This is a genomic window from Plantactinospora endophytica (assembly GCF_016862915.1).
Classification (GTDB): Bacteria; Actinomycetota; Actinomycetes; order Mycobacteriales; family Micromonosporaceae; genus Plantactinospora; species Plantactinospora endophytica.
The window spans coordinates 1-20,597 of the sequence record NZ_BONW01000057.1; the positions used below are offsets into that span (position 1 = coordinate 1).

General features: G+C 67.8%; 19 protein-coding genes and 1 pseudogene. 11 read left to right on the forward strand and 9 right to left on the reverse strand.

The window, feature by feature from the left end:
• The first annotated feature begins 51 nt into the window (after positions 1-51).
• The 7 genes from Pen02_RS40660 (at position 52) to istB (ending at position 6,117) form a co-directional block, all read left to right on the forward strand.
• Entirely contained in the window at positions 52-1,017 is a 966-nt protein-coding gene (locus tag Pen02_RS40660; RefSeq protein ID WP_203871551.1) for an ATP-binding cassette domain-containing protein, read from the forward strand.
• Positions 1,014-1,856 (forward strand): ABC transporter permease, encoded by an 843-nt coding sequence (locus tag Pen02_RS40665; protein WP_203871552.1) that lies wholly within the window; start codon positions 1,014-1,016, stop codon positions 1,854-1,856. Before Pen02_RS40660 ends, Pen02_RS40665 begins: the two co-directional genes overlap by 4 nt.
• A 103-nt stretch (positions 1,857-1,959) precedes the next feature.
• Positions 1,960-2,382 carry a DoxX family protein gene (locus tag Pen02_RS40670; protein ID WP_203871553.1) on the forward strand — a complete coding sequence of 141 codons (423 nt, stop codon included), beginning with the start codon at positions 1,960-1,962 and terminating at the stop codon, positions 2,380-2,382.
• A gap of 27 nt (positions 2,383-2,409) precedes the next feature.
• The gene (locus Pen02_RS40675; RefSeq protein WP_203871554.1) at positions 2,410-3,243 is read left to right on the forward strand and encodes an alpha/beta fold hydrolase; all 834 of its coding nucleotides are present in this window, start codon (positions 2,410-2,412) and stop codon (positions 3,241-3,243) included.
• 111 nt (positions 3,244-3,354) lie between these two features.
• Entirely contained in the window at positions 3,355-3,561 is a 207-nt protein-coding gene (locus Pen02_RS40680) for a hypothetical protein (protein ID WP_203871555.1), read from the forward strand.
• 103 nt (positions 3,562-3,664) lie between these two features.
• Positions 3,665-5,341, forward strand: a complete 1,677-nt coding sequence (gene istA / locus Pen02_RS40685; protein ID WP_203871556.1) for an IS21 family transposase — start codon at positions 3,665-3,667, stop codon at positions 5,339-5,341.
• Entirely contained in the window at positions 5,338-6,117 is a 780-nt protein-coding gene (gene istB / locus Pen02_RS40690) for an IS21-like element helper ATPase IstB (protein WP_275413676.1), read from the forward strand. Before istA ends, istB begins: the two co-directional genes overlap by 4 nt.
• 114 nt (positions 6,118-6,231) lie before the next feature.
• On the opposite strand, the pseudogene Pen02_RS40695 reads toward istB, so the two are convergent.
• The 3 genes and pseudogenes from Pen02_RS40695 to Pen02_RS40705 all read right to left on the reverse strand — a co-directional run.
• Positions 6,232-6,582, reverse strand: a pseudogene (locus Pen02_RS40695) (transposase family protein); the annotation flags it as partial.
• 598 nt (positions 6,583-7,180) lie between these two features.
• Positions 7,181-7,867 carry a response regulator gene (locus Pen02_RS40700; RefSeq protein WP_372445771.1) on the reverse strand — a complete coding sequence of 229 codons (687 nt, stop codon included), beginning with the start codon at positions 7,865-7,867 and terminating at the stop codon, positions 7,181-7,183.
• Positions 7,868-7,895: 28 nt separating this feature from the next.
• Positions 7,896-9,122 (reverse strand): sensor histidine kinase, encoded by a 1,227-nt coding sequence (locus Pen02_RS40705; RefSeq protein ID WP_372445772.1) that lies wholly within the window; start codon positions 9,120-9,122, stop codon positions 7,896-7,898.
• Positions 9,123-9,365: 243 nt separating this feature from the next.
• Between Pen02_RS40705 and Pen02_RS40710 the strand changes: the two genes are divergently transcribed.
• Positions 9,366-10,157, forward strand: a complete 792-nt coding sequence (locus Pen02_RS40710; RefSeq protein ID WP_239142023.1) for a hypothetical protein — start codon at positions 9,366-9,368, stop codon at positions 10,155-10,157.
• Positions 10,158-10,870: 713 nt separating this feature from the next.
• On the opposite strand, the gene Pen02_RS40715 is transcribed toward Pen02_RS40710, so the two are convergent.
• Both Pen02_RS40715 and Pen02_RS40720 read right to left on the reverse strand, forming a co-directional pair.
• Positions 10,871-11,401 carry a transposase gene (locus tag Pen02_RS40715; protein WP_203871558.1) on the reverse strand — a complete coding sequence of 177 codons (531 nt, stop codon included), beginning with the start codon at positions 11,399-11,401 and terminating at the stop codon, positions 10,871-10,873.
• A gap of 252 nt (positions 11,402-11,653) precedes the next feature.
• Positions 11,654-12,031, reverse strand: a complete 378-nt coding sequence (locus Pen02_RS40720; RefSeq protein WP_203871559.1) for a DUF4345 domain-containing protein — start codon at positions 12,029-12,031, stop codon at positions 11,654-11,656.
• A 1,075-nt stretch (positions 12,032-13,106) separates the two neighbouring features.
• On the opposite strand from Pen02_RS40720, the gene Pen02_RS40725 reads away from it, so the two are divergent.
• Positions 13,107-13,517 (forward strand): hypothetical protein, encoded by a 411-nt coding sequence (locus Pen02_RS40725; RefSeq protein WP_203871560.1) that lies wholly within the window; start codon positions 13,107-13,109, stop codon positions 13,515-13,517.
• Between the two features lie 515 nt (positions 13,518-14,032).
• On the opposite strand, the gene Pen02_RS40730 is transcribed toward Pen02_RS40725, so the two are convergent.
• From Pen02_RS40730 to Pen02_RS40745, 4 genes are all read right to left on the reverse strand, one after another.
• Positions 14,033-14,965 (reverse strand): hypothetical protein, encoded by a 933-nt coding sequence (locus tag Pen02_RS40730; RefSeq protein ID WP_203871561.1) that lies wholly within the window; start codon positions 14,963-14,965, stop codon positions 14,033-14,035.
• A gap of 1,691 nt (positions 14,966-16,656) precedes the next feature.
• Positions 16,657-17,073, reverse strand: coding sequence for a Rid family hydrolase (locus tag Pen02_RS40735; protein WP_203871562.1), 417 nt, complete (start codon positions 17,071-17,073; stop codon positions 16,657-16,659).
• Positions 17,074-17,341: 268 nt separating this feature from the next.
• A complete protein-coding gene (locus tag Pen02_RS40740; RefSeq protein WP_203871563.1) occupies positions 17,342-18,085 on the reverse strand; it encodes a phosphotransferase in 744 nt (247 codons plus the stop codon).
• A gap of 97 nt (positions 18,086-18,182) precedes the next feature.
• Positions 18,183-18,545, reverse strand: coding sequence for a hypothetical protein (locus tag Pen02_RS40745; RefSeq protein WP_203871564.1), 363 nt, complete (start codon positions 18,543-18,545; stop codon positions 18,183-18,185).
• Between the two features lie 266 nt (positions 18,546-18,811).
• Between Pen02_RS40745 and Pen02_RS40750 the strand changes: the two genes are divergently transcribed.
• Together Pen02_RS40750 and Pen02_RS40755 are read left to right on the forward strand one after the other, a co-directional pair.
• A complete protein-coding gene (locus tag Pen02_RS40750) occupies positions 18,812-19,594 on the forward strand; it encodes a hypothetical protein (RefSeq protein ID WP_203871565.1) in 783 nt (260 codons plus the stop codon).
• Positions 19,595-19,772: 178 nt separating this feature from the next.
• A complete protein-coding gene (locus Pen02_RS40755; protein ID WP_239142024.1) occupies positions 19,773-20,240 on the forward strand; it encodes an SRPBCC family protein in 468 nt (155 codons plus the stop codon).
• Positions 20,241-20,597: the final 357 nt, after the last annotated feature.

The following is a 20,597-nucleotide window of genomic DNA, read 5'->3' on the forward strand; positions in this document are numbered from 1 at the left end:
TTGACTAGCTCAACCAATCCGTTCACAACACCGAGAGAAGGAATCGAACCCATGGGAAAGCTCGCGATCGAGGCGAGAGGGTTGAAGAAGAGCTTCGGCACGACCCACGCGGTCGCCGGTGTCGACCTGGCCGTGAGCGCCGGGGGCCTGTACGGCGTGCTCGGTCCGAACGGGGCGGGCAAGACCACCACGATCCGCATGCTGGCCACGCTCCTGCACCCCGACGCCGGAGAGGCGCAAGTGCTCGGCTACGACGTCGTGCGTGACGCCCAGGCGGTGCGGAGCAGGGTGGGCCTCACCGGGCAGTTCGCGTCGGTCGACGAGGACCTCACCGGGGTGGAGAACCTGTTGCTGCTCGCCAGGCTGCTCGGCTACTCACGCCGCCGAGGCAGGGAGCGGGCGACCGACCTGCTCGACGCGTTCGGTCTTGCCGAGGCGGCCGACCGGCAGGTGAAGAAGTACTCCGGCGGGATGCGCCGGCGCATCGACATCGCGGCGAGCCTGGTCGTCACCCCCGAACTGATCTTCCTCGACGAGCCCACGACCGGGCTCGACCCGCGCAGCAGGAACCAGGTCTGGGAGATCGTCAGGGGCATGGTCGCCGAGGGCGCCACCGTGTTGCTGACCACGCAGTACCTCGACGAGGCCGACCAGCTGGCCGACCGGATAGCGGTGATCGACCACGGGAAGGTGATCGCCGAGGGCTCGAGCGGCGAGCTCAAGGCATCGGTCGGCGCCGGCTCGCTGCACGTACGGCTACGTGCGCCCGAGCAGCGGGCCGAGGCCGAACGGGTCCTCGCCGGCGTCCTCGAGGTGCCGGCCGAGCCGTCCGCCGACCCGGCCGCGCTGTCCGCGCGGATCTCCGACCCCGAGCGGGTCGCCCGTTCCCTGGCCGAGCTGTCCCGCAGCGGCATCGACGTCACCGAGTTCGCGCTCGGTCAGCCGAGCCTGGACGAGGTGTTCCTCACCCTGACCGGACACGCCGCCGAGGAGACACCCGAGGAGGATGCCGCATGAATGCCACGACCGCGGAACCGGCGTCGGCGCCGGTCACCGAGGATGCGCTGCGCGCTGTGGTGACCGGCGAGCGGCCGCTCCGGCCCGGTCCGGTCCGTACCTCGCTGACGTTCGGCTGGCGGGCGCTGCTGAAGATCAAACACGTGCCCGAGCAGCTCGTCGACGTGACCATGTTCCCGATCATGTTCACGCTGATGTTCACCTACCTGTTCGGTGGCGCGCTCGCCGGGTCGACACAGGCGTACCTACAGTTCCTGCTGCCCGGCATCCTGGTGCAGGCGAACGTCATGATCACCATGAACACCGGCATAACGCTGAACACCGACATCCAGAAGGGGGTGTTCGACAGGTTCAGGTCACTTCCGGTGTGGCGACCGTCGCCGCTGGTCGGCGCCCTGCTCGGCGATGTGATGCGCTACTCGATCGGGTCGGCGATCGTGATCACGCTCGGCCTGGTCCTAGGGTTCCGGCCGGAGGGTGGCGCCGTCGGCGTGGTGCTCTCGGTGGTGCTGCTGCTGGTGTTCTCGTTCTGCCTGTCGTGGCTGTGGACGATGCTCAGCCTGATCCTGCGCACGCCGAACTCGGTGGCGGGGGTCAGCATGATGGTGATGTTCCCGCTGACGTTCGTGAGCAACATCTTCGTGGACCCGAAGACGATGCCCGGGTGGATGCAGGCGGTCGTCGAGGTCAACCCGATCACCCACCTGGCGACCGTGGTACGCGGCCTGATGCACGGCTCGGTGCCCGCCGGGGAAATCGGCTGGGTGCTCGTCTCGTCCGTACTTCTCGTCGCGGTCTTCGGTCCCATCACCATGGTCCTCTACCGCAACAAGAAGTAGATGCCGCTACCGCGAGCACTTGGTCGAAATCAACTCCGACAACCCGGCCCACTCGGCCAACGCCATCACCGGTACCAGGCCCGGACACGACAAGGAGAGCCGAATGAGCACCATCCCCAAGGACAACTCGGAAACCGTTGCGCACACGCCCGGGCGGGCGAGCAGCATCGGGGTCTGGATTCTGCAAGTCGTGCTGGCGGCGATAATCGCCGGCGGCGGAATCTCGAAGCTCGCCGGCGACCCGGTCATGGTGGACATGTTCGCCGACATCGGGGCTGGCCAGTGGCTCCGGTACCTGGTCGGAGCGCTGGAGGTCGCGGGAGGGGTTGGACTTCTGATCCCGGCTCTGGCGGGCCTGGCCAGTCTCGGGTTGGCGGCATTGCTGACCGGTGCTGTCATCACCGATCAGTTCGTGCTCGAGCAGAGCCCTTGGCTGCCGCTCGCCTTTCTCGTCGTGGCGGCCGTGATCGCAAGGGCGCGGTGGTCGCGCACCGAGGCCGTCGTCGGCACGCTGCTCAGGCGCTGAGACAAACCTCTCGAACGGAGATGTGAGATGAACGAGATGGCCTTTCGCGTGACATCAAACGATGGGACCACCATCGCCTACGACAGGGAAGGAAGCGGTCCGGCCGTCATTCTGGTGGGCGGGGCACTCGACGACGGGGTGGAGAACGCTCCCTTGGCGCCGGCTCTCGCCGAGCACTTCACGGTCTACAACTATGCCCGTCGGGGACGCGGCGCGAGCGGCTTCACCGAGCCTTACGCCGTGGAAAGGGAGATCGAGGACCTGGATGCGTTGATCGCGGAGGCGGGCGGCTCGGCACACCTGTTCGGGGCGTCCTCTGGTGGAGCGCTGGCGTTGGAAGCCGCCGCGGCCGGGTCAGCCATCGACACGATCGCCGTGTGGGAGGTGCCCTACGTGGTCGGGGACGACATACGCCCGCGATTCGAGGAGTACATCGCGGACACCCGACGCGCCTTCGACGCCGGGCGAGACGAGGAGGTTCTCGAACTGTTCATGCGCATGTCCGGCGCCTCCGACGACAACATCGCGGCCAGGAAAGCGGCAGGCAAGCAGACGGCGCATTGGGCGCATTCGGTCGCCCTCGCGCCCACGCTGGTCCACGACAGCGTCTTCCTCAACCGCTACCAATTGCCGGCCGATCGACTGGCAACGGTCACCCAACCGGTCCTGGTCACCACCGGAGGACCGATCACGGTCCCCTATATGGCAGGCCTGCCCTCGGACTTCTTCGACCGCGCAGCCGACGAGCTTGCAGACCTACTACCCCACGCTCAACGGGAGACCCTCGAGGGGCCGGATCACGTCGTCGACCCACAGACCGTCGGCCCGCTGTTGCTACGGTTCTTCAGCAGCGAACACTGAGGGGCCCGCGAGGTGTTGCGGGAAGACCGATTAGGCACCGCGCAAGCAGATCTTCGTCGCGCCAGGGACACGGGGCGGACAGGTGGTGTCGAGGTTGATGTCGTCGGCGGCATGACAGGCCTGATCCTGGGCGTGCTCGTCACCAACGTCTTCGTCACCACGCAAGGCCGGGCCGTCGTACTGACCTGGGTTTCAGTGGGACTCGACCTGGCCTACTCGCTGCTCATCGGCTCCGTCGTCGGTCGTACCCCGCACTCCGGGCCGACTCAGTACCGCCCACCGAAGCCCTGCGCAGCACATGACCAGGCACTTCGGTAGGGCCAGTGATTCCGGGCTGTGGTCGCATGCGGTCACCGTTCCCGGGCGGTGGCCCGGTGCCGAAAGTCGTGCCCACGGCGTGCTCACGTCAGGAGTGCCACCGATGACGCAGCCGCGTTCCCGGGTCGACCTGTACGCGGCGATCCGACGGGATGCCCGATCTGGGATGTCCAACCGCGCGCTGCAGCGCAAGCACGGCGTCGGCTTCCGAACCGTGACAGCGGCGCTGGAATCTGCATGGCCAAAGGAGAGAAAGCAACCACCCAAACGCGGCTCACGGCTTGACGCGTACCGAGTGGTGATCGACGACTGGCTGCGCTCGGACCTCGACGCGCCGCGGAAGCAGCGACACACGGCGAAGCGGATCTTCGATCGACTGCTTGACGAACATGACGGGGCCGGGGTGGTGTCGTACTGGATGGTCCGCGAGTACGTCGCCACCCGACGCCGTGAGATTCGCGTCGAGGTCGGACGGGAACCTGCCAACGCGTTCATCCCGCAAGAGCACCTCCCGGGCCGCGAGGCCGAGGTTGACTTCGGCGACGTCGCCATCCGCCTGCGCGGCGAGCTCGTAACCTGCGCGCTGTTCAGCCTTCGGCTCTCCTACTCGGGCAAGGCCGTGCACAGGCTCAGTGCCTCGGCTGGGCAGGAAGCCTTCTTCGAGGGTCACGTCCACGCCTTCAACGTGCTCGGCGGGGTGCCGACCGGGAAGATCCGCTACGACAACCTCAAGGCCGCCGTCGCGAGCGTGATCGGGTTCTCCCGCCAGCGGGTCGAGGCCGACAGGTGGACCGCCGTCCGTTCCCACTACGGCATCGAAGCCTTCTATTGCCAGCCCGGAATCCAAGGTGCGCACGAGAAGGGCGGCGTCGAGGGGCAGATCGGCTGGTTCCGACGCAACCACCTCGTCCCCATCCCAGAAGTCGACTCCCTCGCCGAGCTCAACGCTATGGTCGACGCCTGGGACGAAGCCGACGATGCCCGGCGGATCGGGTCCCGCGCCCGCACGGTCGGGGAACACTTCGCCACCGAGCAGCCACTCCTCGCGCCCCTTCCGACCGAGCCGTTCGAGACCGGCCGCTGGTTCACCCCGCGTGTGGACCGGTACGCCCAGGTCACGGTCCGGATGAACAAGTACTCCGTGCCCGCGCGCATGGTCGGCCGTCAAGCCCGGGTGCTCCTGAACGCCAGCGACCTGGTCGTGTTCGACGGCAGGACCGAGATCGCCCGCCACGAACGGCTCATGACCAAGGGCTCGACCCGGGTCGACCTGGACCACTATCTCGAGGTCCTCCTCCGCAAACCGGGCGCGCTACCCGGTGCGAAAGCGCTGGAGCAGGCCAGGGCATCCGGGCGGTTCACGCCCGTTCACGACGCCTGGTGGGCCGCGGCCTGCAAGGCCCACGGTGACGCCGACGGCACCCGTGCCCTCATTGAGGTCCTGATGCTGCACCGGCACCTTCCACACGACCACGTCGTCGCCGGACTCGCGACGGCGCTGCGTGCAGGCGCGCTCACTGCGGACGCTGTCGCGTTGGAAGCGCGCAAGTACAACGACACAGCAGATGGCGGAGCCGACGACACGACAGCGGACCACCAGTCCCTGATGAGCGGCGACAGGGCACGCGGAGCAGGCGAGATCCCTGCCGTGCGATCGCTGACCGAGCGCCGGCTCCGCGCCCACATCCCGGCCGACACTCGGCCGCTGCCGAGCGTGGAGAAGTACGACCAGCTGTTGGCCAGCCGACGTGACACCCCGAACGAAGGAGCCGCACCGTGACCACCAAGCGCCGTGGAATGACCGAAGAAGCAGCCGACGCCGCGATCGACCAAGCGTGCCGGATGCTGCGAATGCCCACCATCCGCAACTCCTTCACCGACTACGCCGACCGGGCAGGCCGTGAGCAGATGTCTTACCGCGGGTTCCTCGCCGAACTATTGCTTGCCGAGTGCGACGATCGCGCCCGACGCCGGTCCGAACGCCGGATCAAGGCCGCCAAGTTCCCCCGCGAGAAGTCCCTGCGGGCCTTCGACTTCGACGCCAACCCCAACATCGATCCCGCCGTGATCCACACCCTCGCCAAGTGCGAATGGGTCCAGAAGGGACAGCCGCTGTGTCTGATCGGGGACTCCGGCACCGGCAAGTCCCATCTGCTGATCGCACTCGGCACCGAGACCGCCATGGCCGGCTACCGGGTCAAGTACACCCTGGCGACCCAGCTTGCCAACGAGCTCGTCGAGGCCGCCGACGAGATGACGCTGGCGAAGACCATCGCCCGCTACGGCCGCGTCGACCTGCTGTGCATCGACGAACTCGGCTACATGCAACTCGACCGCCGCGGCGCGGAACTCCTCTTCCAGGTCCTCACCGAGCGTGAGGAGAAGGCCTCGGTCGCGATCGCGTCCAATGAGTCCTTCGGCGGCTGGACCAAGACCTTCACCGACCCCCGGCTATGCGCAGCCATCGTCGACCGGCTCACCTTCGGCGGCACCATCCTCGAGACCGGCACCGACTCCTACCGTCTGGCCCAAGCCACAAAGCAGCGGACAACCTGACACCCGTCGGGCGCGGAAGCGGTGTCGACGCAAACCAACATCCGCAGCACCGACACGTGCCCGGCGGTGTCAGAACTCGCCAATAAGCGGTGTCGGACGGAACCTCCGCAGCCACACCACCGCACCGACCTGGGAGATCAGCCGAGGTGTACGGCGCTGGTAACGATTCAGGACCCCGGGCAGTTGCTCCCGAAACGTCTGACGGCAACCTCGGGTTGGGCACACCAGCCGACGTACACGCACTCGGAGCACCACCGGCCGGGCATCGACCGGCACGTCCGCGAGGGTCCGCTGGTGATACCCGTGCACCCGGCTCGTCGCGGCGGCGCAGCCCGGACAGGCCACCGGCCCCTCGGGAGTCCGAGCCCGCACCAGAATCCGTTGCCCCTCGTCAGTAACGTCATCGATCGCCAGCGGCAGCAGCCCTGAGAACACCATCTTCGTAAGATCATCGATCTCGCGCACATGATCTCAACGACACCGGCTACCTTCGGTCACCACCGAATGTGAGACAGAGCCGAATGTGAGACAGAGCCCTTCGTCTGACACACCCACCGCCAGCGAGCTACGCAGCGCGACGACCCCGGCTGGCGTGTGGCGGAAGGTCATGTCGATGACCGAGCGCCTGCAACCGCGGCGGCGACAATGGGAGAATGAGCAAGCAGGGCGTAGAACCTCCACTCGCGGATTTTCGCGGGCCGTGGTGTGTCGGCTGCTGTTTGCCCAGGCTCGACTTGACCGTGACGCGGGTCGATCCCTTGGACGGGCATTCCCCCTGCGTCCACTGCTCCTGCGAAGAGATCGAGTGGAGCGATTGACGAAACGCACGCACATGCCACAGAGCATGCGCGGCAGCCGACGGCGCGCCGGTCACAGAGCGTGGCAACATAGGTTGGCGCGCACCATCCGATCATGCCGATGTGCGGAAGTTGGGCAATAGCAAGTGGTCGATTGCCTCGGCCTGAGTTGGCTGGCGGTGAGGGGTTGGCCGGCTCGCCGGCCGGCGGGTCGGCTCGCCTGCCCACGCCGGGTGCGGGTGGGGGCCAGGAAGGCTTTCCCGGTGTCAGATGGTGAGGCCGGCGTCGTGGGCGAGTAGGGCGACCTGGGTACGGTTGTTGAGATCGAGCTTGGTGAGTATGTGGGAGATGTGGGCTTTCACGGTGGCCACGCTCATGAACAGTTCGCCCGCGATCTCGGCGTTGGACTTGCCCTGCCCGACGGCGATGGCGACCTCGCGTTCGCGTTCGCTGAGCTGATGCAGCGCGGTGGTGGCGTGCTGTTGCCGGGCGGCGGCGCCGGTGTCGCTGAGGTGGGCGATGAGCCGTCGGGTGACGGTCGGCGACAGGATGGGTTCGCCGGCTGCGACCCGCGTGATGGCGCGCAGGATCTCGGCGGGTGGGGTGTGTTTGAGCAGGAAGCCGCTGGCCCCGGCGCGCAGGGCGCGCAGGACGTGCTCGTCGGCGTCGAAGGTGGTCAGGACGATGACCTCGGGTGGGTCGGGTCGGGCGCGGAGTTGTTCGGTGGCGGCGAGGCCGTCGAGGGTGGGCATGCGGATGTCCATCAGCACCACGTCCGGGGCGTAGGCGTCGGCGGCGGCGGCTACTTCGCTTCCGTCGCCGGCCTCACCCACCACGGTGATGTCCGGCGAGCCGCCGATGACCATGGTGAGGCCGGCCCGCACGAGCGGGTCGTCGTCGACGATGATGACCCGCACCGGTCCGTTCACGTTGGGCTCCTTGTCCGTGCTCACCTGGGCCGGAGGCCGGTTCCGACCGCGATCAGAGGGTAGGCCACGGTAGCCAGGCCCTGAGCCGGAAGTCACCGGCGGGGGTGGGGCCGTGTTCGAGGCGTCCGCCGGCGAGGGCGGCCCGTTCGGTGAGCCCGATGAGGCCGATGCCGGCGCCGGGGATGCCGGCCGGGCTGGTCTCGGCCGGGTACGGGTTGCGGATCTCGACGGTGACGCCGTCGCCCGGGGTTGCCCGGACGGTGAGGGCCACCTCGCCGTCGGGGGCGTGCTTGCGGGCGTTGGTCAGCCCTTCCTGCACGATCCGGTACGCGCTGCGCCCCACACCAGCCGGTACGGCGGAAAGCGCGTCGGTCTGCCAGTCGAGCCGTACCCGCATACCGGCGCGCCGCGATTGGTCGACGAGGTCAGGGAGGTCGGCCAGGGTGGGCTGGGGTCGTTCTGGTGTCTCGTCGGACCGGTCGACACCGGTGCGGAGGACGCCGATCACCTCCCGAAGGTCCTCCAGCGCCTGGTAGGCGCTGTCGCGGACCACCCCGGCGGCACGGGCGACCTCCTCGGGCGCGGCGTCGGGGCGTAGCTCCAGCGCCCCGGCGTGCAGGGTCAGCAGGGACAGGCGGTGGGCGAGCACGTCGTGCATCTCCCGGGCGATCCGGTTGCGTTCGCCCTGGCGGGCTTCGGCGACGCGCAGTTCCTGTTCGGCCTCGACCCGCCCAGCCCGCTCCCGCAGCGACTGGCGTCGGGCCCGTACCAACATGCCCCAGGCGAGTACCGCGGCCGCGAAGACGACGCCCAGCACGATCTCCGACCAGTTCGCGACCGGGACGTCGGGCCGAACCAGCAGCGTCAGGAACGGCACGAGTGCGTACCCGGCCACGATCGGGGCGACCACCGCGAAGCGCCGGTGCACCGCGACGGTGAACAGCGCGATGAGCGCCGCGCCCGCCGCCGACGTCGAGTAGACGCTGACCAGACCCACGACCACGGCCAAGCCGACCGGCCAGCGCCGGCGCAGCCATACCCCGAGACAGCACAGCCCGCCGAGGACGAGGTCCACGGCGAGCGGTGCCGGTGCGATGTGTTGCGCGCGGCTGTCGACCAGGGTCAGCACCGTGACGCCGACGGCCAGCAGGAAACAAAGGGCGTCGACGAGCCGATCGCGCGCCGTGGGCCCGGCCGGGCGCACCGGGTCGTTGCCAGCATCGCTGATCACGCCCGCCGGTAGCGGGCTCCGATCCTGCGGGTCGGCCGGAGCCATCACGATCAAAGGGTACGGACGGGCGGGGCCCCACGGCATCCGACCAAAGTCGATCCCGCGGTGTAGACCCTCGGCCCACCACCATCGACCTCGGCTCGTAGCAGCGTATCCGGCCGGTCCAGCAATCTGTTCCACATCACCGGAACGGACAGCCAAAGAAGACTCCGAAACCAATTCCGACCATTCCTGCGCCAACGAATGACGCGGCGTTGCACCGATCATCCGACCGCAACGAAGGAGTGAGAGATGAGATCACCGCATAACCCCGCCACCGCGCTGGAATCCCTGCACGTGCCCGTGAGCGCGGCAGCGGCAACGACGGGGCCTGCCCCGACCCGAGCGCTCCGAGAGCGGGTCGTGGGCGCGACGGCGATCGCGTTGGCAGCGTCGGTGGCGATCCAGAACGCGGTGGTGGTCTCGGCCGGAACGCCAAGCTACGGGGACCCGATCAAGAAGGTGCTCGCCTTCCACGCGGAGCACCGGGTCGCGGTCGCGATCGCGGTCGGCCTGGAGGCGCTGAACCTGCCGCTGCTGCTCGGGTTCCTGACCGGTCTCCACGGGCTCGTCGAGCGCCGCGGGCGTGCGGGCGCAGACTGGTCGCGCCTCGCGGTGGCCGCAGGCGCGACCCTCTCGGCAGTATTTGCGCTCTACGCCGTCCTGTGGACCGGTGTCGTGCTGTCCGCCGGCGAGCTCGCCGAGCCAAGCCCGGAGTTCCAGCTCGCCTGGCAATTGCACGCAGCAGCCTTCGCGTTGGCGCTGCCGGCGCTCGGCACCACATTCATCGGCGCTGCCCTGGCGGCGCATGCGGGCCAGCTGACGCCGCCGTGGCAGCGTCTGCTCGCAGTGGCCGGGGGAGGCCTGCTGCTCGCCGCCGGGGCGGCCAACCTCGCGATCGCGGACGGCTCAGGGCTCATCTTCGTGGGGATACCCGGCTACGCCGCCTGGCTCGTGTGGCTGCTTGCGACCGGCGTACGGCTGGTGCGCGCTCGAACAGCTGACCGTCCTGACGACGCATCGACCTCCGACGAGGAGGGATGATGGGAACCGACATCGAGGCAGCTGCGGTCGCCGCAGCGCTTGGGGCGTTCGCCGGCCGTGCGCCGGGGGTGCCATTGCCGATGCCGCGCTCGAGTTCGAGGGGAGCGGCAGGGGGCGGTCTCGGTAGCAGCGGCGGGCCTGGCCGCCCTGGGTGGCAAGGCGGGCGAGCGCTCGCCTTGAGGCCGCCGCACGGTCCGCGGCGGGATAGCTGATAGCCGGCGCGGACGTCACGTCGGACGCCGCTGGGCGCAGTGTCCGCGCTCCGAGGCCGTCGTCTCGATATGCGCAGGACCTCGTTTGCGGGGCGTGGCCGTAGTATCCGGCGGTACCCAGCAGGCTCGCACCACCACGATCAAGCTCGTCGACGTTACGGACACGCTGCGCCGCGAAAAGAGCCGGCGTAGTCCTTCGCTCCGCGAAAGATCGACTCGTAGGACGCGCGAACTGCCACGCGTGCTTCCTACCACCACCGCGCCACCGACCGCGCAGGAACAGGCCCGCGGAACTGATCGGAAGCCTGGCGTTCGCGCGCTTCCACTACCGAGGCCGCCGGTCCTCGAACCCAACGAAACATCCTCATCTGCCGCCGACCGGGCGTCACAGAACGTGGCCAAGGACGGTAGCGCCCAGCATGCGGCCGTGCCTGAGAACCGCGCGCCTGATCGAGGTGACCAAGGTTGTCCGAGGTTGTCCGAACGTGGCACCCCTCTCTGTCAAGCGCTGGTCGGGAGCGGTGTTCTAGGCTGACTGGTGGCGGGTCCGGGAAGTGACTTCTCCGAAGAACCGGCCTGGGGATGTGAGCTGGTCACGCTGGAGTCAGTAGTCGTTCCCCGTTGTCCTCCCGGGCCCGTCACCGTGGTCGTCGTGGCGTCGTCGATCATGCGTCGGTAGACGGTGTCGGACAGGCGTCGCTTCAGCGCGCGCATCGCTTCCATCGACGTCTTGCCGGCGACTTTCTTCCGGTCGAAGTAGGCGCGTCCTTGGGCGGGGTTACGTAGCTGGACCGTGGCCATGATGTGCAGGACCCGGTTGATCTGCCGGTTCCCGGCATGGGAGAGCCGGTGGCGGACCTGTTCGCCGGAGGACGCGTCGATGGGGGCGGTGCCGTTCCAGGAGGCGAAGTGGGCCCGGTTCGGAAACCGGGTGATGTCGCCGACCTCGACCAGCAGCCGGGCAGCGCCGGAGGGTCCAATGCCATGCAGGTCCATCAACGTGGTTCCAGTAGAAGCGACAAGCTCCTTCACCGAGCGTGACAACGTTGGCTGGCGTGCACCATCCGATCATGTCGATGTGCGGACGCCGGGTGATGCCGTGCCCGGCCCGGCGTGCGGTCACCAGTCGCCGCCTCGGCGAAGCCGGATGCCACCGCTCCGCATGAACAGTTGCCAGTTCGCGGGAACCGGCGCCCGATCGGCGCCGAGGTGCATGCTCCTCGAGATCTTTGATGCGATCCCGTCCCGTCCGGTCATCGTCGGACCTGGTCGGTACAGCGACCGTCACCCCGCCGCCCGACGTGCAGCCTGAGCTACTTCGGCCTGCCAGACCAGCACCAGCGGAACCAGGACGAGTTCGACGGCGAGGGCGCCGAGGTAGACCGGATGCGGCCAACCCGAGGCCAGCGCCGCGAGCAGCCGGGCGATCCCGCCGAGGATCACCGCCCCGAGGACGAGTCGGAGTGGCGCGGTGGCCCGCTCCACCCTCGGCACTGCCCACCAGGCCACCGCCCCAGCGGCGAACCAGAACGCGTTGGCATACCGGAAGCCGCTGTCCACAGTGGCATCGACCGGTCCCGCCCCCGGCAGCGCGGCCGGCCCGACCAGCATGCCAGCCAGCCCGGAGGCGACCGCGACCGTGGCCAGAAGCCCGAGTACCACCTGTAGTCCATGCCGAGCCACGCCGCCCCCTGTCCGGCCACCACCGGCGGCGCCGGAGCCGCGACAGCCGTCGGGACCATGCTAGTCCCCGCCGCTGAGGCACCCCACAGAGTGGCGCACCGCACGTTCCTCGACACCGCTACCCCGTTGCGGTGCCAGGATCCCGGACCGGGCTGGGTGCGTCCGAGCCAGCCCCGGCCGGATCCTGCCCGCTGGACTCGGCCGCGCGGATGCGAGCACCTGGCCCGGGGACCAGCCCCTGGCGGCTCCGCCGGGCTTCGCCCGGCGGTCAGGGTTGGGGTGCGTTCAGGCGCAGGATGTGGAGGTGCTCACCGTGTAGCAGTCCGTCGCCTAACCGCTTGTGCGCCGGGAGCACCTCTTCCGCGCGAAGCCCGCTGCGTGGGCTTCGCGGCACGATGCCACGTTATCGACCGCGTGGGGCCAGGGCGATCCGGTCGAGGCGCAGCACCGTGAACGCCCATTCCGACAGGTGCGCAGGCAGGTCCTGGCGACGCCGCGTCCGCGTGTCCACGGAGCCACCCGGTAGCCGACGTGCGCGGGCCTGCCATGCCGATCGATGTCGTGCAGGCTGATCGTGCCGGCGTAGACGCCGGTGACTGTCGTCGATGATTGAGAAGGTGGTGTGGGTGCCGTCGGACCAGTCCGCACCCGCCAGGCAGTCGGCGACCGCGGCGGCAGTCGCACCCCCTGGGGGTCGTCCTGGCCCACGCCGCAACGGTATCGGCGTACATCGAGTCGACGCTCGCGGCGAAGTATCAACGCGCAGATCTGCCGCCCGGACATCGCGTTGACCCGCGGGGCGGGCGGGGCTGCAGGCAGTAAGGAGCACCAGACTCAGGCCGGCAACGAGGAGACGCACCATTCCACTGCGACGGCTCGTCGGTGGCACCGGTTGCATCCGGCGCGGGACGTGACCATCCTGATTTGCCGCAGAGCACGAGGCGCGCCGGCTGCGCACAGGTCACAGAGCGCGGCGGCGTACGGCTGGCACGCGGCGCCCGATCATGCCGATGAGCGGATGCCTTCAGGCGCCTCGCGGGACTAGGCTCGTGGCGTGACGGAGGCTGTGGGATTGCGGGCCGGCATGATCATTAGCGTCCGGATGCGACGCGATGTCGTCGTGGTGGATCCGGATCGGTTCCTGGCCGCGGCACGCCAGGCGCTGCGCGACCGCGACCCAGGTCTGACCGACGCCGAGGCAGTCGATGCGATAGCCGACGTCTATGACGCCGTGCATGTACTACTTGACCGGGACGGAGCCCTCGCCGCCGATGCCGTGGACAGCGAGAGGGTCGGCGTGGGTGGGTCTTTGCCGGGAGTGCGGGTAGCGGATCGGCCGGACGGTCTGTCGCCCGCTGGTTGGCTGCAACAGGTGGTGCTCAACGATCCACAGCCACTGCAGGATTACGGTTGCTTCCTTCCCGAGGATCCCTTCGCGGTGCCTCGCATTGAGGGCTCCCGGTAGGAGCGCACCTCGGATGCGCGGGGGTTGCAGAGGCATGGATGGATCCGGCCGTCGCCCTGCACCGGGAGCGGCCAAGGATTTCTAATCTGGGTCACTCGTTAAGGAGTCATGACCTGGGTGGGCTGCGTCAGCGGACAGTTTGATCTGATCCCAGTCGGTTAGCGGTTGGTCGGTGCCGTTGTAGGGTTTGACGTAGTCGCGCAACGTCCCGGCCGGCGGTCCAACGATCTGCGTAAGGACGAATTCGGGAGAGACGGGGCTCGCCTTGAGCACGGTCTCCCCAACGTCGCGCCAGACTGTGTCGCACTCCTCGCAGACCCACAGGTTGGTGCGGGTTGCCAGCACCACGCACTGCAGAACCCAGCCTCGCTCGCAGACTCCGCACAGGTACTTCTCGAGCCCTGAGATCCGCTGCTCCAAGACCTTCCGCCAGTAGTACATGACCTGTTTGGCCTCATTTCTCGAAGATGCCCACCCCGCCCGGGGGCAGTGGACGGCCCGCCGACGGCACGGGTTCACTGGATGTCGAGGGTGTACCAGGTGCGTTCGTCGTCGAACTGCATCCACATTCGGTTGTCCCGGCAGACCGTTCGTCGTGCGCGGGTGGTGGGTCGCTGCCCGGTGGGCAGGAGGAGTGGCGTGGTCGTGGCGGTTTCGACCGGGCCGTCGATGATGCGGGCGAACGTGACCAGGTAGCTGCCGGCAGCTTCCGGTCCGTGTCCCTGGCTGGCGATGAACGCGACTCGGTCGTCGGCGACGATGACGCCGGAGGCGGAGCGGACCGACGTGCGCCGCACACAGCGGATCCCTCGTTGGTCGATCTCCACGAGTGGGAAGCCCGGATACGGGTACGCCCAGACGCGGCCGGCGCCGACGTTGAGCGCGTAACAGTCAACCCAACCGGACGGGTTGCTGTACCCGTCCTGGGTGGCGTACCAGGCGGGGTCACCGGTCGCGGTCCAGCGGATCAGGCCGGGCAGCGGCATGGTCATCCGGTGCGGTGGCTTGGTCGGGTCGCGGGTTGCGAGTTGCGGGGCGCAGACGGAGGCCTCGTCGAAGTAGCTGATCCAGATGGCGCCGGCCGGGTCGGTCACCAACTGCTCGATGCCGTCACCGGCGTGGAACGTGATCCGGGTCGAGCCGTCGGCGTCGACGACACGCCCGTTGTGAGGGATCTGCGCCTCTAGCTCGGTGACCGTACGAACCGCCGGCCCGGCCGGCATCCGGCAACGCGCCGCCACCAGAACAAAACCGTCACCGAGCACGTCGACCTTCGGAAACCGCAGATCGAGTTCAGGAAGCGCGACCTCCGTGATGTCATCGCCGTCGACGACGACCACCGTCGCGGCGTACGGCCCAGACGCGGCCCCACGCTCGCTACACGTCACCCACGGAGCGACCAGCAGCGCGACCATGCGACCGGCGGCGTCAACCGTAGAGGCCGCCACCTTCCTATCCGCGTAGCGGTCGGGCAACACACCCCAGACACGCAACTGTGCGGTAGGCCCGCTCACCGGCCGGTGGGGTTATCCAATCCGTCAACCATGCGGTAGATCATCCAGACCGGACGGCACGGACGCAAGGACCATGATCCCGCACTGTGTCTCAGCTACGCGCATCCGGATCTGCTGCGATTCGCGCACCGACCGGGCGGCGAGACTGTCAGCGCCCGTCCGAGGAGCCCGGAAGGGAGAGTTCGAACGCCGGCCCCGGGCGGGACGGCTGCCAACCAGCAGCCAGTGCCTGGCGGACCCCTACGGCCACCGTGCCGGGCAACACCGGCTGGCTCGGTACGCCGAGCCAGTTGCCCGGATGGCCGCAAGGCAGCGATGCCACCATCAGGGCGCCTGGCCGCTCCGCACGCTCGACAACGAAGGTCAGCGGTGACCAGCCGAGGGCTTGACAGTAGGCCGGTCTGCGCCGAACCTTTCACCGGTAGGTCACACCGTCCACCGTGATCCTCCGAGAACCCTTGGTCCCCAGCGTCATTCGCACCCCTGTCGGTTGTCGGCGACGCGTGAATTTGGACCCCGTATCGGCCCTGGAACCCGCCCGCCCCAGCAGGGTCCAGATTCAAGCGCCGACGACAACGGTCTCGGTCATCCCCGTGGCGAGCACCGTAGCGAGAACCCGACTGCCCCGCCATCGATATGGCGTAGCTCGGTGCTCGAACCCCGAATCTGCTCGCTACCGAGGTGACGCGCGGTCGCATACTGACTCCGACCTACGCGTCTTTTCTGACCTGGCGCACCAGACAAGACTTGCATCCACTGTCAGCCGCGCGTCGACGTCGAACGGTACGTGCGCTAGTGCAGCACGTACGGCGCTTCGAACTACCGGGGCAGCGCCTCGGAACAGCTCTTTCGCGGGCGGAGCCTGCGGTACCGCTACGGCATGTCGGTATAACGGGGAGCCGGGATGGTGGGCGGCCGCCACGCCAAGTACGCACCTACTGCCATGCCAGCAGTGACCAACATCCCGAGGACAGCCGGTATCCATGAGTTCGGCTCGCTCGTTTCGTGGACGTTGATGCAGGGGTTTCCGGCTGGGTGGTGGATCCGGATGTGGTCAACGGCGCCAAGTGCCGGCCTGTCGCTGGAGGATCGGAAGTACGACTGACATTGCTCACCGCCACTCGTTCTGTAGCGGACTGTCAGGAAAGTCTTTGATCCACGATGCTCGACCTTCACGATCTCAGCAAGAACGTCGGATCCCCTTCTATCGCTCAGAGTCGACGAGACGAATCCTGCGGTGATACCTACACTCAGTAGGAGCCCGAGGGTGAAAACTATCCGCATGCGGGTTAATGAGCGGCGGGTACGAGGCACGCCAAGATCGTAGAGTCGGCTGTCAAAGCCCCCCGTGTCGCGATGCTGCTGGCACCAGGGGCCTACTTGTATGCCACCGTGCTCTTGTCTGGGGGAACCCGTCGCCGGCCCAGTCCTACTCCGGGAGGCAGTTAACGGCCATCTAGCCGCGGCGGCTCGTGGCAACCGACGCCCAGCAGGGCAACTACAGCGGCTGCGTAGTGACCGTCGCCGCCGGCCCGGCCACGGCGGTCGCCGGTACAGGACCAGTGCCTACCAGCGCGAGGCGAGGAGACAGCCGGTGACCCGCGCGCCGAACCTGATCAACCAGATCAGGAGTGCGCGACCGCTTCGATCTCGATCAGCATGCCCGTTGCTCCGAGCCCAGCCACACCGATGGCAGACCAGACGGGCAGATGGTTCGGCATGCGGGCAGCGAGGAGATCGTGGACCACGTTGAACGAGTCCTCCGGGATAGTGTCCGCGCCTGCCGGCACCACATGGTACGAGCGGATGACGTCGACGTTGTCCCACGTGACTTCTGCGGCAGCGAGGACATCGCCGATGTTGTCGAACGCGACATTAGCCTGCTCACGCACATCGGAGGAAATCGTCATGTCAGGGTTGTGGCCCGTCTGACCAGACAGGACGATCATTTGGCCGATCCGTCGTGCCATGGCGTACCTGTAGTGCTCACGGAAGGTTCGCGTCGTCGAGTGTTCCGGCGTGAGGATCTCGGTCGAGGTCATTAGCTATCCACCACTCTCTTTGTAGCTGCCCTTTAGTCACATAAAGATTGTCGGCCTGTTGCGGCCTGAGCTCTGAGCCACCCCCGCGTTCATGGGGCTGCCAGGCGATCACCGTCCCATCATGCTTCGCGGTGTGGCGGCTCATGCCGCAAACCGCCAAGATCAGGCATCCGGATCTGCCGCGATACGGGCGTCACGGACGGTACTCTTCCGCGAATCGAGGAGCATCCGGACAGCCGAGTCCAGTAACCATTCGGCTACCACGCGTCTACGACACCGCCCGTTCCAACGTGAGACGGTGGTCGGCCGTCCACTGATGCGCCGCCCGCACCCCGTCCACCGCGCCGAGCGCACGTAGTCGCATCATCGCTGGGTCGCCAGCCGCCGCGCCGGCCGCGATTCCCCTCCAGCAGCGGTCCTGCCACCAGAGAACTGTCCGGATCAGTTCTTCCCGGGCCAGCGGGCCGTACGCGTCCGCGAGCAGCCGCACCAACCTCGCCGCCTCGCCAACGTCCATCCCCGGCCCCAGGCCCACATACTGCCAGCACGCGTGGGCCACATCCTGCACCCGAGACCCCGGCGCCGCCAGGTCCCAATCGATGAAAGCCACCGGACGCAGGCCAAGTCCGAGGTCGCGGTAGACGGTGTTCTTCGGGGACAAGTCGTTGTGACAAACGACGTCCTGATCACCAGCGAGATCGGTCCCCGCGGTCAGATCATGCAACTGTCGCACCAAGCGGGCTACCGCCACCAGACTCTCGTCGGATCGCACCTCGGCCGGCTGCGCCTCCTCCCAGGCCACGTGCCCGGCCAGGAAGGTGAGGACCTCACGACCCTGCTCATCAAAGCCAAGGTGACGCGGCGCCCCCGGCCAGCGGCAACGCCCAAAAAACTCCAGGAGGTCCCGAACGAACCCACCGGACGGGGAGACCGGGCGCCGCACCGTGTCGCCCACCCGCACCACGGCACTAACGAACCCGCCGGGCAGCAGCTCCGGCTCAGCACCACTCACTCCAAAGGTTCCCCCTGCCCTGCATGGCCCGTACTAATCTGCCGTTGACTGTCCGCGGAAGCGGCGTAAAGCGTCGTCCGGTTGGTCCGCCGCCCGGTCACGCGCCGTCGACAAGGTCGCCCTGTCTTTCCTCGCCGGTATCGAAGAACCTCGTCAGGTACGCCGACGGCTCCAGCTCACTCGCCCGAATCAACGAGAAGACCTCCGCCCCGTGACCCGGCTCATCGAACAGCCAATACGCCTGAGCAAATCCCAAATAGTCCACGCCGGTCTGCTCAGCCGCGTATCCGAGCGCCTCGTCCTCCGCCAAGGCGACCGCCTGATCGAACCCCCGGGCCCGCCACAGCGTCAGTCGCTCCTCGTACAACTGACTCGCCGAGTCAGCGCCCACCCGGAAGACGCATCGAACAGCGAACCAGCCAACCTCGTCCTGCAGCGCCTCATCGCCCGAGCTCGCCATCCACACATCCTGCCGGGCTGGCCTGTCCGCCGCGAACCGATTACGAGGAGACATGGCCGCACTCATCTGCCGCGAGCATGCGCGGCGGCCGGACAGAGGGCGCGCCGGCCACAGAGCGTGGCAACGTAGGTTGGCGCGCACCATCCGATCATGCCGAGAACCGTGCGCCTGATCGAGGTGACCAAGGTTGTCCGAACGTGCCGATGAGCGCGCATCGGACGAGTAATGCCGTGTGGGCTGGCCGTCGTCTTGGTAGCTTGTCGACCGTGGGAGTCGGGGCATACGTGTATTGCCGCTGCTGGCAGGATGGCCTGGCGATCCCGGCGCCGGTCGGCCCGGTCGGGATCGATCAGGACGGCCGGCTGGGCCTGCTGAAGCTCTGGGACCGGAGTAACGCAGACGAGCACGGCGCGGTCGAGGATTGGCTCAGGCACGGGTGCCCACACGAGGACATGCGGTTCGCTCACGAGGACGTGGGCGCCTGGGCTGGCGTGCGGATCTTCCAGCAGACCTTGCGGGAGGCGGGCACGTCGAACTTCCCCAGGCTGCTCAGCTACCTGCCGAGGACCAACGACGGCTGGATTCCCGCTGCGGAGGTGCCAGCGGTTCTGACCGAGCTGGACTACTTCGAGAACCGGGCCCGATTGCCGGACAAGATCGTCCTGGTCGACGAGGCGACCGGAGACGGTCTGTACAGCTACATCGAAGGTTGTCGCGGCGTGTTCGTCTGGGGCCGCGATTACGACCTCGGTGTCGACCCTGACGGCTTCTTCGTCGTCGACAAGCGAGTGGATCCGCCGGTCACGCTGTTCCGGACGGTCCGGTTCGAGCAGCGGGTGCTGCCAGGCGGTGAGCTGGAGTTCGCAGACAGCGGGAGAACAGTACGGCTGGAGATGACGCCGATCGCCGGCTATCTGCCGGTGCCGCCGCAGCGGCTGGCGGTGCAGGTCAGACCAGGCTCGGCGGCAGACTTCGCCTACCTGCTCGGCGTGCTGCGGCGGTTGTGTGCCGCGTCCCTGACGACCGGAAACCCGGTGAACTGGATCTGATAGCGGCGAGTTCCCGCTGCGTCGGCATCAGGCATCGGCCGGGCTTCTCCATGCACTAATCTGCCGCAGTTCGCGCCTGGTCCGCCTACCCGGCCATCACCGCATGTAGCCGACTCGCGGGCGTCCCGTTCTGCCCGGCCGACGACCAGCAACCCTCGCCTGAGGCTAACCTGCCGACGTGCCGGCGCTGATCGAGACCGTGTCCTTTATCCATGCTGCCCCGAGCGTAGTGTTCGACCTGGAACTTGATGTAGATGTTCATGCCGCATCCATGGCCGGCAGCCAGGAGACGGCCACAACCAGCAGCGGTCGACGCCAACTCACGGTCGGAGACGAGGTCACCTTCCGCGCTCGCCACTTCGGGGTGCGTTGGCGCATGACCAGCCGCATCACCGCCTACGAACGTCCGCACCGCTTCGTCGACGAACAGACACGTGGACCCTTCCGAGTCCTACGCCACGAGCATCATTTCGAGGAGCTCAATGGCTTCGGAACGCGGATGACCGACCGCATGACCATCAGCGCCCCCATGGGCCCGTTGGGTGCGGTGGTGACCCGGGTGCTGATCGCGCCGTACCTACGACGCCTGTTGAAGCGGCGGGCATCCCACATCAAATGCCTGGCGGAAGCCCGCCGTAGGGCGTGACGATCACGCGAGGCATCCGCATCTGCCGCGATCCGCGCTCGTCCCTCCGTCCTTCGGTGACCCAACGTAGTTAGATCAGGCAGCCGTCCTGGTGAACGACGCGGTCCTCGATGCACTCGACGTCGATCCGTCGGCTTGGTGTTTGTAGGTCATCGTGTATTTGGCTCTGCGCTCCAAGCCGTACCCCGACAGCAAGGGAATAGTGCACACATCGAATACCCGCGCTTTACCAGCAGATCCGCCACCACCAGGAGGTATGGGTCACCGCATGGATCCCCGGCGGCTCAGGAGAACTCGACCGGTACTGGGTCAGCCGACCCGTCGACGGCCACCTCGCGCCGACCGGCGAGGTCTCCC

Excerpts from the sequence above, each read along its gene's own strand:
- Pen02_RS40665 (WP_203871552.1), top strand. The coding sequence starts at position 1,014 with ATGAATGCCACGACCGCGGAACCGGCGTCGGCGCCGGTCACCGAGGAT.
- istA (WP_203871556.1), top strand. The coding sequence starts at position 3,665 with ATGACGCAGCCGCGTTCCCGGGTCGACCTGTACGCGGCGATCCGACGG.
- Pen02_RS40710 (WP_239142023.1), top strand. The coding sequence starts at position 9,366 with ATGAGATCACCGCATAACCCCGCCACCGCGCTGGAATCCCTGCACGTG.
- Pen02_RS40735 (WP_203871562.1), bottom strand. The coding sequence starts at position 17,073 with ATGACCTCGACCGAGATCCTCACGCCGGAACACTCGACGACGCGAACC.
- Pen02_RS40680 (WP_203871555.1), top strand. The coding sequence starts at position 3,355 with ATGACAGGCCTGATCCTGGGCGTGCTCGTCACCAACGTCTTCGTCACC.
- Pen02_RS40675 (WP_203871554.1), top strand. The coding sequence starts at position 2,410 with ATGAACGAGATGGCCTTTCGCGTGACATCAAACGATGGGACCACCATC.
- Pen02_RS40745 (WP_203871564.1), bottom strand. The coding sequence starts at position 18,545 with ATGGCGAGCTCGGGCGATGAGGCGCTGCAGGACGAGGTTGGCTGGTTC.
- Pen02_RS40660 (WP_203871551.1), top strand. The coding sequence starts at position 52 with ATGGGAAAGCTCGCGATCGAGGCGAGAGGGTTGAAGAAGAGCTTCGGC.
- Pen02_RS40670 (WP_203871553.1), top strand. The coding sequence starts at position 1,960 with ATGAGCACCATCCCCAAGGACAACTCGGAAACCGTTGCGCACACGCCC.